Source organism: Paenibacillus xylanexedens (genome assembly GCF_007676705.1).
GTDB classification, from domain to species: domain Bacteria; phylum Bacillota; class Bacilli; order Paenibacillales; family Paenibacillaceae; genus Paenibacillus; species Paenibacillus xylanexedens_C.
The window spans coordinates 373,232-385,345 of record NZ_VEBF01000001.1; the positions used below are offsets into that span (position 1 = coordinate 373,232).

9 protein-coding genes are annotated in these 12,114 nt (G+C 45.7%); 1 reads left to right on the forward strand and 8 read right to left on the reverse strand.

The genetic code is table 11. From position 1 onward, the window contains the following. Positions 1 to 161: 161 nt before the first annotated feature. The 8 genes from FS628_RS01510 to FS628_RS01545 all read right to left on the reverse strand — a co-directional run bounded on the left by FS628_RS01510 (position 162) and on the right by FS628_RS01545 (position 10,608). Positions 162 to 2,120 (reverse strand): ABC transporter permease, encoded by a 1,959-nt coding sequence (locus FS628_RS01510; RefSeq protein WP_145318014.1) that lies wholly within the window; start codon positions 2,118 to 2,120, stop codon positions 162 to 164. Beyond that, positions 2,095 to 2,865 (reverse strand): ABC transporter ATP-binding protein, encoded by a 771-nt coding sequence (locus FS628_RS01515; RefSeq protein ID WP_145318016.1) that lies wholly within the window; start codon positions 2,863 to 2,865, stop codon positions 2,095 to 2,097. The genes FS628_RS01510 and FS628_RS01515 overlap by 26 nt, the downstream gene beginning before the upstream one ends. A gap of 311 nt (positions 2,866 to 3,176) precedes the next feature. Beyond that, positions 3,177 to 4,160: a sensor histidine kinase gene (locus tag FS628_RS01520; RefSeq protein ID WP_145318018.1), complete on the reverse strand. Its 984-nt coding sequence runs from the start codon at positions 4,158 to 4,160 to the stop codon at positions 3,177 to 3,179. After that, positions 4,157 to 4,861, reverse strand: coding sequence for a response regulator transcription factor (locus FS628_RS01525; protein WP_145318021.1), 705 nt, complete (start codon positions 4,859 to 4,861; stop codon positions 4,157 to 4,159). Before FS628_RS01525 ends, FS628_RS01520 begins: the two co-directional genes overlap by 4 nt. A 41-nt stretch (positions 4,862 to 4,902) precedes the next feature. Then, positions 4,903 to 6,231, reverse strand: a complete 1,329-nt coding sequence (gene nagZ / locus FS628_RS01530; RefSeq protein WP_260870898.1) for a beta-N-acetylhexosaminidase — start codon at positions 6,229 to 6,231, stop codon at positions 4,903 to 4,905. 398 nt (positions 6,232 to 6,629) lie between these two features. Beyond that, complete coding sequence (locus FS628_RS01535; RefSeq protein ID WP_145318024.1) at positions 6,630 to 7,733, reverse strand: NADH:flavin oxidoreductase; 1,104 nt, start codon at positions 7,731 to 7,733, stop codon at positions 6,630 to 6,632. A 330-nt stretch (positions 7,734 to 8,063) separates the two neighbouring features. After that, complete coding sequence (locus tag FS628_RS01540; RefSeq protein ID WP_145318027.1) at positions 8,064 to 9,377, reverse strand: hypothetical protein; 1,314 nt, start codon at positions 9,375 to 9,377, stop codon at positions 8,064 to 8,066. Between the two features lie 181 nt (positions 9,378 to 9,558). Next, complete coding sequence (locus FS628_RS01545) at positions 9,559 to 10,608, reverse strand: 2,3-butanediol dehydrogenase (protein WP_145318030.1); 1,050 nt, start codon at positions 10,606 to 10,608, stop codon at positions 9,559 to 9,561. Positions 10,609 to 10,905: 297 nt separating this feature from the next. On the opposite strand from FS628_RS01545, the gene FS628_RS01550 reads away from it, so the two are divergent. Next, positions 10,906 to 11,943, forward strand: a complete 1,038-nt coding sequence (locus FS628_RS01550) for a LacI family DNA-binding transcriptional regulator (RefSeq protein WP_145318033.1) — start codon at positions 10,906 to 10,908, stop codon at positions 11,941 to 11,943. Positions 11,944 to 12,114 lie beyond the last annotated feature (171 nt).

Consider the following 12,114-nt stretch of genomic DNA (forward strand, 5'->3'; position numbering starts at 1 on the left):
CTCTCAGGCATCAGCCTGACATTTCTGTAACCCCATCCGTCTAACTGCTTGAGAAACTATGTAATGATACATTATGTATCCAATAAAATAGTACTGTGCCAGGGATAGAAAAGTCAACAGACACCGAGCGATGAGTCCGGTGTCTGTTGGGCCATACTATTTTAGACTAATTTGGAATACATGTGACGCAGATACCTCCAGCGCACGAGTGCAAAATACAAAATCTGCATGGAAGCAAACACCAAGAAAATTCGCAGGCTGTATCCGAAGACCGAGAAATCAACCAGTTGCTGCAACGCTACAAAGGCAACCGAACTGTGGATGACCGCCACCAGAATAGGCAGGAAGAACATAAGCAATAGCTGCCTTGTTACGATCTTGCGGAGTTCGGGACGACTCAGTCCCATTTTGCCAATCATGCGATACTGCGCTTCATCCCGTTCTAGATCTGCGTAGAGTCTGAAATACGTGAAGCTTGCTGCAAAGGTGAAGAAAACAATGCCAATCAGACCGCTCAAGATCAGAATGATCCCGTTCGTTTGTTTGGAATTAAGCCAGTCCACCACAAGCGCGCTGATCTCGAAATAACCTCGATCGGATTGATCCTTTTGAATGGATTCGATTAGTTCAGGAGCGAAGCTGCGTGTACTCATCCAATCTTTTACCACAAATTGAGTCGTACGGTTGGAATAGAAATCTTCAGGCATCCCCACTTCCTGGTTATACGCTGGTCTCAACTTCTCAAACAATTCGTCGGTTACGACGTAGAGATTAATTTCATTTTGAAAAGGAATCACAATATCGGTACCAGGTGTCACTAGCCGAATCTGTTCCGACCGATTATCAATCTCCAGATTGACCTCCGTCCCTGAGAATCCTTGTTCGGCCTGATCACGGTACTTCTTACGAACCGCCAAATTGCTTGGTGTCATAAATGACTCATCGACCTGTTTCAACGTGCGTTCTTCATACCCAAGTGCCTTCGCCAGACGGTTATAATCACTTAGCTTGATAATATTCCCATTGTTATTTTCAAATATAGGAGCATAACTGCCCTTCACGTAGGGAACTTCATGATCAATCAACGTTTCTTCAATCTGCCGAATATGTCGCTCTGACTGGGGAGTATCCCATGAATTCATATAACTGAATGCGTACGGATTCGACATCGACGACAACCCCGGGTCAGCAATCGCGAGCATGGTGCCAATTCCTGTGAATGAAGAAGCCGAGATGATACTTACCATGAAAAACATGATCGCGTTATCTTTCATTCGATAGGTAAGTTCCGATAGGAAGAGCAGATTGGTTTTACGGAAAAACAACCTTGGATTTCTTTTGAGTGCCCGAATGATGTATACACTGAGCTGTGTGAACAGAAAGTACGTACCTGCAATAACGACCACGACACTTGCGAGTAATAACGGAAACGAGAAGCTTATCCATACAAAAGTGAATACTCCTGCATAGCCCCCGCCAATCAACAATACTGATAACAAGGCGAGCAGACGTGATGCTTTGGGTTCCGGTTTCGGTTTTTCCTCTGATTTCACAAGGTCAATGAGAGTTCCTTTGCGGATGAGCAAGGATGATGACATTGCGATAACAACAAACAGGAGCAGAAATGCACCAGCCGTCAGGGCAATGCCTTTTAGCGGAAAATAGAATCGTAGGCTGTTCTCAACAGCCAGCATGGAGCCACAGATCAGCAGGATTAATTTCCCGAAAATAATCCCAAGTCCGATACCGGTAATAATGGAAGCTAACCCGATACACATGTTCTCCATAAACAGGAGCCTGTTCATCTGTTTACGTGTCATACCAATGATCAGGAAAATACCAAATTCCTTCTTGCGCGTCTTCAGGAATGAACCAACGGAATAGAGCAGGAACAGGAATGAAAAGATGAATATAATGATCTCTGCAATCATAAACCCCTGATTCGCAAGCAACGTAACCGTACCACTTGATCCCTTTAACCCCGCTTTCAGATCAGGATGGAACAGGAGCAATGCGTAAGTAAAAAAGATCATAACGGAAAATGTACTGCTCAGAAAATGAGCCAGATAAATTCGTTTGTTGCGAACAACGTTATTAATGGCGAACTGGCGAAAATTCATGTCCTGACCCTCCCATTAGGGATAATACATTAATAATCTTCTGGTAAAAAGCTGCACGATTATCGCCGTAGTGAATTTCATTATACAGTTTGCCATCCTTGATAAAGACAACCCGACTGCAATAACTTGCAGCTACTGCATCATGAGTGACCAGCAGCATCGTAGCCTGATCCTCCTGATTGCGTGTTTCGAGAATCTCCATGACATCTCTTGCCGCCTTCGAATCCAGGTTGCCTGTTGGCTCATCGGCAAGAATCAACTTCGGGGAATGGATAAGCGCTCTGGCTATGGCCGTACGCTGTGCCTGTCCTCCTGATATCTCATATGTCCGTTTGTTCAGAATACCCTCGATCCCCAGCTTGCTTGCCAGTTGTTCCACACGTGTGTTCATCTCTGCTAGCGAAACGCCGTCAAGAGTCAGTGGCAGCACAATGTTTTCCTTGACTGTCAGTGTATTTAACAGATTGAACGATTGAAAAACGAAACCAAGCTCTTTGCGCCGGAACAGCGCGAGTTCGTCCTGATCCAATTCAAACGGATTCTTCCCTGCAATCCGAAGTTCTCCTGATGTTGGATGATCAATGGTTGAGATCATGTTCAGCAGCGTTGTTTTGCCACTACCCGATGGTCCCATGATGCCAACAAACTCACCTTCCTGAATACTGAGGTCAATACCTGATAACGCTTCATAAGATACGATGCCTTTGTAGATTTTACTGATCTGTTTCACAGAACAAATCTCCATGGTTACAACTCCTTAGTGATGTATGAATTCAAAATCAAGTTACATTCATGCTGTGTGCATGCGTATTGCGCGTAGCCTTTCCTGTGATCTTCTGACTACAGTCTATCGAAGTTTCGGCCATTCTCCTATGGTTTAACCTTTCATCAACATGACAATGTTGTAAGGTTACATCATGGTAACCAAAAAAGACGTCTCTGCCCCGACCAGGCAATAGACGTCTATACTTACACTTACACTGTAAATCATACTCCACTCACACTTCTTCAACAAAAATACACAGCTCACGTCCAATCTTATCCTCAACCTGCCTCTCAGGAGTTGAATGTAATTCGGACGGTCGTTCCTTCACCGTACACGGATTCAAGATCGATCCGATGATTCATTCGCGTCAATACTTCTTTTGCAATATACAGCCCCATGCCTGTGGACTCCTTGAAATGCCGCCCGTTCTCCCCGGTGAAGAAAGGCTGGAATACCCGATTCAGATCAGACTTCGGAATACCGATACCTTGATCCTGCACTTCCAGCATGATGGAGCGTTCCGCTTCATACGCACGCATATGGATCTTTTGCCCGCTGCCTGCGGAGTATTTGATTGCATTGGACAGTAACTGCACCAGGACGAAACGTATCCACTTGGCATCGGATTGCACAACCAGCGAAGGTTCTATATGCATCTCTGGATAGACGTGATTGCGGATGAAGAATCGCTTCAGTTCATGGATCGCTTCTTCTCCAGCGGTCTTCAGTATCACAGGTTCAACACTAAAATCCTGTTCGAAGGTATCCAACCGCGCCACATACAACACAGTCTCCAAACCTCGTCTCATCTGGTCCGCTTCCTCCCGAATGCTTATGAGCCGAGGATCGTCATCCTCCTGATCTTCCACGGTCAACTCAATGACGGATAATGGTGTCTTCATCTGATGTACCCACTGGTTCATGAACGTTAGATATTCTTGCTGCCGCTGTTCCAGCCGATGCAGATGAGCATGATACTGTCCGTATTGTGAATCCAGCAGCTTCTCCAGCGCCAGTGATAAAGGACTTGTTTCGTTCAATGGTACAAACTCCTTCAGCGAATCCATCGATCGTGACATCCGGGCATAAAAAGAACGATGTGAATAATAACGATACACCAAATATCCAACGTACAAAAATAATCCCAGCGCTACGGCATAACCAGCCGTGATCCAATCGTTGTAACCGTCATACCAGAACACCGCAACAACGGTGAACAAGATGGCAACAACCCAACAAGTTAAAGCGACATGTTCTCGTATAAACAATCTCATGATGGAGAAGCGGCTTTCCAGTTATTGTTCAGTCGATAACCCGAACCTCTGACCGTTTCCAGTGCATCGGTAATGCCAAGCTCGGCTAATCGCTTACGCACCCGAGTAACGTTAACGCTGAGTGTGTTGTCATCCACAAAAGAGTCATCCCACAGCTTCTCCAAGATTGTCTCTCTGCTCACCAGCTTGGGACTGCGGCGCAGTAACGTTTCCAGTAGAATGGTTTCCTTCTTCGTCAGCTGCACTTTGCGATCACCGAGCTGAATCTCCAGTCTTTCCAAGTACACGACCAAGCCGTCCAGTTCCACCTTGCGTTCTTCGTCACGTGCAGCGTAATCCCCATATACCCTGCGCAGCTGACTACGAATTTTGGCTATAACAATCTCATGCTCAAATGGCTTCGTGATATAATCATCCGCCCCATTCTCCAGAGCCATGACCTGATCCATCTTTCCACTCCGCGCGGATATAAACAGAATTGGGCATGTAGACAGTGTACGAATCTGGCGGCACCAATAGAAACCATCGTAGCTGGGCAAATTGATATCCAGCAGCACCACATGCGGCTGTACCTGCTCAAACTGCTGTACAATCCGCTCAAAATCCTCGGCCAGAACGGCCCTGTCTCCATAACGCTCAATATGAGATTTCAATAATCCCGCAATCTTGGGATCGTCCTCTATAATCATAATGGTATACATGGTTGAGTCTCACCTCTGCCAAAATCATATCACAGGATTGATTATCGAGCATCGATTTGCTTACGCCAATCCACAATATCTGCATTTAATTGTTTCAGGTCTCCGGAAGCTTTCTGATCATCCGATAACTTGTATTGTTGCTTCAATGTCAGGATACGACGTACACTTTCATCAATTCGAGACTCAGAGATCTCACCTGACTTCACCGCACTCCGGAGTGTATCAAAAATCGTCTTGGCACTCTCATAACTGTGAGCGACCAACAGAATGTCACTTCCTGCTTTAACAGTTGCTATAGCAGCTTCGTCCAACTTAAAGTTCTTCGCGATGGCTCCCATACTCAGGTCATCTGTGATGACCACACCATCATAATTGAACTTCCCACGCAAATGTTCATCAATAATGACATCGGATAAGGATGCCGGATGATCCGGGTCCAGCTTCGGGAACAAAATGTGTGCAACCATGACCGCCTCCACTTGCTCTTTCACTGCGGCTTGGAATGGAATCCATTCCAGCTCGGACAGTTGTTTTTCCGTTTTGTTCACGACAGGCAGATCAAGATGGGAGTCCACGGACGTATCACCATGACCCGGAAAATGTTTCACTACCGGAATAATGCCTTCACTTCGCAGACCTTTCATCTCAGCAATCCCCATCCGTGACACCAGTTCTGCCGAGCTGCCGAATGAACGATCTCCGATCACCGGGTTCTTCGGGTTACTGTTCACATCCAGCACAGGAGCAAAGTCCACATTAAAGCCCACAAGCTGAACTTGTCTGGCCAGCAATTCGCCCATCGTTTTAGCAAGCGCGCTATCTTTCGTCCGCCCTACCTTTCCATTGGAAGGAATGGACTCTACCGTTTCGGGCATACGGCTGACTTTACCACCCTCCTGATCTACGCTCATGAAGATCGGTACCGGGTTCGACTGATTCGCTTCCTTAATGGATCGCACAAACTTGGCTGTTCCCTCAAGTGTCGTTACATTATTGGCATAAAATATAATGCCCCCTACTTTTTGTTCTGTAATCATCTGTTTGGCCTGATCGTCCAGCGTTGTCCCTTGAACACCGGCCAGTATCATCTGCCCAATCTTCTCTTCTAACGTTAATGAACTGAGCTGTTCCTGCACCGGATCGGGTTCTTCTGGTATTTCTTCCTTTGGTGGAACGGTATTCTGCTCCGGCGATGAAGATGATTGTCCTGTGCTAGAGCCAGTGTTTGATCCGGTATTCGAGTCCGTTGCGGAGGAAGGTTTCTGAGCTTGGCCGCATGCGGATAAAAGCAGAACGATTCCCAGTAGAAGACACAGCACCTGCAGTGGTATTCTTCGTTTATTGTTCGAGTTGTCCCTATAGTTGTGCAAGGATATTCATCCTCCTTATGTAATGTCGTCTTGGCAACCCATGGGTTCAGGCATAACCTTATCATAAGGTGATGGATTTTCAAAATGAGTCATGTATGAAATTAAATCGTAGTGCAGATATAGTTACAGCGAAAAAAATGGTTGCTTTGGGAACTGCGATGTGGAACCTAATGTTGTTGTGACTCGGCGCGAGTGCGATGTATGGGGGCAATGGAAAGGAGTAACGGTGCACGAAATATTTTTCTGTTGTGAATTTTTCATATGTTGAAATTATTAGTATAGGTAGATTAAAAAGCCGCCCAAAGGCGGCTCATTTGTTCGTTTTCGTTTCATTTTTCTTTGTAAATTGTTGCCGTTCAGGGTTGGGTCATCTTTCGCCAAACGTTCTTATTCTTCTATTAACGGAGTGTTTTCAACACTTCAGTTGTAAACGGAATGATTTCGGATGAACGACCTTCACGAACTTTGGCAGGCCATTCGGGATCACTGAGCAGAACGCGGCCCAAAGCAATCAAGTCAAATTCATTATTCTCCAGCTTCTCATTCAATAGATCCAGATGGGCATCCCCTGTTCCCTGGTTCTCGGTTGCTCTATCCACAAATTCAGCTTCAAGACCTACCGATCCAACCGAAATAGCTGGTTTACCCGTTATTTTTTGCGTCCAACCGGCAAGGTTCAGCTCGGAACCTTCGAATTCCGGTAGCCAGAACCGGCGTGTAGAGCAATGGAATATATCTACGCCAGCAGCACTGAGTGGCGCCAAGAATTCCTCCAATTGTTCTGGCGTCTCCACCAGACGTGCTTCATAATTCCCCATCTTCCATTGGGAGAACCGGAGCACAATTGGAAAATCAGGACCAACTGCCGCACGACAAGCTTCAATCACTTCAACCGCAAATTGGGTTCGCTTTACCAAATCACCACCATACTTGTCCGTCCGTCGATTCGTCTGCCCCCAGAAGAATTGGTCAATCAGGTATCCATGGGCTCCGTGCAGCTCAATTCCATCAAACCCGATTCGCTGTGCATCTGCTACCGCTTGGGCAAAGGCCTGAACAAGACCTTGAATCTCATCTTCCGTTAATGGTTCACGTGATGGTTCACCTGCCATGCTAACACCTGACGGACTTACCGGCTCAGCTTCTGCATTAGGCAAGTCGCCGGAACGACGCGCTGTACCCACATGCCACAATTGTGGCATGATTTTGCCACCCGCTTCATGTACTGCTTTCACTACGTTAGCCCATCCTTGCAGAGAATCTTCACCATGGAACAATGGAATACTCCCACCACTAACCGAAGACGGATGATTAATGCCTGTACCTTCCGTAATGATAAGTCCCACTCCACCTGCTGCTCTGCGGCGATAATATTCCACAACTTCTGGTCCAGGTACGCCCTCTGGTGAAAATCCTCGTGTCATGGGTGCCATAACGATTCGGTTAGACAATGTTAGCTTGTCCGAGGTGAAGGGTTTAAATAATGCTGAAGGTACGTTCATGGTATATTGCTCCTTTGCAATTGGAAGTATGAAACTCCGCATTTACACGAAATGCGACACGCTTTTGTATAAAGTAACAGATGTAATCCAGCTGTCTGGTTAACGTTATTTCTCTATCTATTTTATAGCCTCTTAATTTTATTTTCAAATTTTCGAAGTTGGGCGTTCAAACTTATTTTATTGACAAAAAAGAGAGCTACCTTGTGGCAGTCTCTGTTTGAGCACGCTGCCGAAGCAGTCTTCCCACACTCTACTACATCTTCAGATGTTTTCCCGGTCACCAATAATGTGGATGTGGCATAGTATATAATCCATAATCTTCCTTCCAATTTAATTAGCATTCATCGGGATATCACTGCGGTTCACTCGAAGTAATTTTCCTGACGAAGTAGACAGCACATCAGGGTCTGTACCGAGACCAAAGTAGAAGTCACCTTCATTCTCTTCGAATGACTTGGCATACGTATCTTGATTGAAGCGCAGAATCTCATTCCATGTTGTCAGATCCGTTGATTGGTAGACCCGGTTGATGTACAGATTGGCACTTTGACGTGTGTACGTGAGTACATACACCTTGCCGTCCCGTAGCAACACATCCGTAGGAAGAGCCTTGGCATCTGGAAGAATAACTCGCCTTGCCTGATTAATGTCAGTCATGACATTCAAGGATTTGGGCAGCAGCTGCCCATCATTGAACACGCCTCCCGCTATATAGAGCAACTTGTTATTGAAGTTAACATTTTTACCTATTTTATTATAAGGAATCGTACCCTTTTGATAAGTGAGTCCTGGCAGCATTTTGCTACCATAGATGACAACATCCCGTTTCTCAAGCTTTTCGTTAATCTCCAGGATATTGGTTTTGTCATTCCATATTTTATTGGCTGGATACATCATGCCAGAAGCATACAATTTTCCATTGAGTTGGAACATCGTATAAGCCCGGAAGCCGAACGTATTAATGGTCGCATATTTCTGCCAAGTCTCACCTTCGTTATGAGAGATTAATATGGTTGGTTTGGAATCCGTACCCAGCGCGGCAAACATCTTGCCCTGATAAGAAGCCAAATCGTATACGTGTACACCTAGCGGCAGATTGCGATATTTGGTCCACACCTCTCCATCCAGACGATAGAAGTTGCCCAATTCCCACTGTTCACTATCAGAATCATTGCCAGGAATATATAACTTGTCGTTTAGTACTCTGTAAATATCAATCTGTTCCTCATCCACATACATCTTCGTCGATGGCAAGATGCCCGGGTTGCTGTTAGTCACCGACTGGGTCTTGAATTTCGCATTCGCCGTATCATAATAAATGACTGGAATAGGGCCTGAATTCTGCGCTACGCCCAGATTGCTGCTATTTCCGTGGCCCAAATATATTTTGCCGTTGTACAGTTGCATGTCCCAGACGTTATTAGCATATGGTGTTTTGGTAAATGGTCTGCCTAGCAGTTCGATCTTCGTTGTTACATCCGCTGAACTGATCGGTGCATTCGACACCTTGGCAAGCCCACGTTCCGTCGCAGGGGGTTGATTCGTTGAGGTGGTGTTTTTCGGCTTGGAGTTCCCCATAAGCATCCAGCTCATTCCTGCAACAATGGTCAAAATTACGGCTGTCCATTTTGTATGTCTCTGCATGTCCGCTTCCTCCTTCATTTTTTCATCATCATTACCTTCACACCAAGATGATACAATTTGTATCTTTTTATACTATGTAATTCGACCCGCACATGCAACAAATTCCGCCCTATTTATACAAAAAAAGTAGACAATCACGTCGGTTGATGTGCTGTCTACTTGTTCATACTATCTGTGATTTCTATTCAGCTTTTACCAAAATCTTAACCTGATTTTTCTCTTTCAACAGTGCTTCAAATCCATGCTCTACCACTTCATCCAACGATATTCGTTTGGTCACCAGCTTGTCAGCCGGGAAGAAACCTTTATCCATCAGACTGATAACCGCCGGGAACACATCGCGATAACCAATAATGCCATTAACTGTACGTTCTTTCATGACAATTGAGTTCGGGTGAATCGGCGCTTCCTGTTCAAAAATACTGACGATCATCAACTCTCCACCAATACGTGTCGAATCGATGGCTTGTTGCAGAACACGTGGAACACCGGTCACTTCATAGGCTACGTTAACGCCACCTTGTGTACGTTGATGGATCTCTTCCACGACATTAAAATGCATTGGATCAATCACAATGGCACCGAGCTCTTCAGCTTTTGCTTTCCGTTCATCCGATAACTCCACCACATAAATATCCGACGCTCCCGAAGCTTTAAGCGCTTCGATGACCAGTAGTCCAATTGGGCCTGCGCCAAACACGGCTGCCGTATCTCCCACTTTCAGCTTGCTTTGGCGCACAGCGTGAAGTGCTACAGCTGAAGGTTCAACCAACGCACCTTGCTCATACGAGATTGAATCCGGAATGGCATGTACCATGTTTTCTGCAGCAGTTACATACTCGGAGAATCCTCCTCCGCCTCCAGCGAGTCCAAGGAAACCCATCTGATCGCACAGATTGTATCTGCCCTGTTTACAAGCTTCGCAGTGTCCACATGCATAGATGGGTTCTACCACAACACGATCGCCCGCCTTGAAACGTGTAACACCTTCCCCTACTTCAACCACCTGTCCTGAGAATTCATGCCCCATAACTATAGGCGCTTGTTCCCCTGTTAGCGGATGCGGTGCTTGAGCGGGAATGAAGATTGGACCTGCTGTGTACTCGTGCAAATCACTACCGCAGATACCGCACCATTCCACTTTTATTTTGACCTTTCCTTCTTCAGGCTGAGGTTCATTAATATTTTCGAGACGTAAATCTTTGACTCCATGCCAACGTAATGCTTTCATTCATTTCATCTCCCAGATCATAATTTGTGATATAATCGGAAACGTTTCCGTAAATTAAATATGTCACATTTTAGATACGCTGTCAAACATATTTCTCCACTAATATGTCTATTTCGTGATCATATCGAGCTTAATATAGAATACTAATGTTTAACTCAATAGGCTCCAACATGAATCTGCTCCTTACGCGAGATACTTCATTGCTCAAATGTTATAATCAAGTTATATATTTATCAGCGAATTCATACATATCCCAAAAATCCGGAATCGTTTCCGATTAAGTGAGGTAACCATACATTGAGTAAAGATCAGAAACTTACGATCAAGGACGTGGCCGAACGTGCTGGCGTGGGCATCGCTACCGTATCCCGGGCTATTAATAATTCAGAAGGCATTAGCAGTAAAACGCGAGATAAGGTGATGCAGGCTATTGAAGAACTTGGGTTTGTACCCAACACCTCCGCTCAGAGTCTGAAAATTCGGCAAACGCACCAGATCGCACTCGTTGTACCCGACATACGTAACGCCATCATTCCGGAAATCTCCTGGTCAGTGGAGCAAACCGCGAAGCAGCATGGATACCATGTTGTGCAGATCAATACGGCCGGCAATGCTCGAACCGAGCTGGAAACCATTCGTAATGTGAAAAAACTGCATGTGGATGGACTGATCTTCATGCCTCTGGCGTATCCCAAAACGTTGCCCGGGCTGATTGATAAAGCCCCTCTTCCCATCTCCATGATTAATTACGGGAAGAAACTGGAACCGGGCATGAAGGCAGATATCGTCTCTCTGTCTCAACCTGAAGGCAAATTGGTGATGGAACATCTGTTCAAAATCGGCCGGACTCGAATCGCATATGCCGGAGCACCGAAGGACATTATTGAAGAACGCTTCCGTGCATATGAGCAAGCCGTAGGCCACGTGGACATCTCGCTCGTTTACTTCGGTGAGGACTTTTCCTTGAATACCGGTGCCAATGCTGCAGATTATTTCTACGGACTAACGCATATGCCAGATGCAGTCTATGCCATTAATGACATGGTCGCCATCGGGTTGGTTAATCGCTTCAAGGAGTTAGGGATTCGTGTACCCGAGGATGTGGCTGTGGTAGGCGTGGATAATAATCAATGGACCACTGTCTCGTCTCCACAGATTAGTTCTGTGTCCATCATGGGGGAGGAAGTCGCCAGGCTCGCTACTGAGCTGTTGTTAAAACGAATTCGGGAAATGAGCACGAGTGATTACGAACACATTCAATTTGAACCGCGCTTAATTGTTCGTGAATCAAGTGTTACCACGATCCGTTCTTCTTCCCCAGGACCACACAAGTAAACTTGGTGAGTAGGATGGAATACTTTACAGCTACGGCTGTCGCAATCTCTGCAGTTCTTCTCTATACGGATACACTAAAAAGGTGTTGCTCAGGGATAATCCTTTCCTGGGCAACACCTTATTTGTTGTTGAGTTCATATCACTTATAGGCGAGTCGTTATTCAGCACACG

Coding starts and splice junctions, on each gene's coding strand:
- FS628_RS01540 (WP_145318027.1), bottom strand. CDS start 9,377: ATGCAGAGACATACAAAATGGACAGCCGTAATTTTGACCATTGTTGCA.
- FS628_RS01520 (WP_145318018.1), bottom strand. CDS start 4,160: ATGAGATTGTTTATACGAGAACATGTCGCTTTAACTTGTTGGGTTGTT.
- FS628_RS01515 (WP_145318016.1), bottom strand. CDS start 2,865: ATGGAGATTTGTTCTGTGAAACAGATCAGTAAAATCTACAAAGGCATC.
- FS628_RS01510 (WP_145318014.1), bottom strand. CDS start 2,120: ATGAATTTTCGCCAGTTCGCCATTAATAACGTTGTTCGCAACAAACGA.
- FS628_RS01525 (WP_145318021.1), bottom strand. CDS start 4,861: ATGTATACCATTATGATTATAGAGGACGATCCCAAGATTGCGGGATTA.
- FS628_RS01535 (WP_145318024.1), bottom strand. CDS start 7,733: ATGAACGTACCTTCAGCATTATTTAAACCCTTCACCTCGGACAAGCTA.
- FS628_RS01545 (WP_145318030.1), bottom strand. CDS start 10,608: ATGAAAGCATTACGTTGGCATGGAGTCAAAGATTTACGTCTCGAAAAT.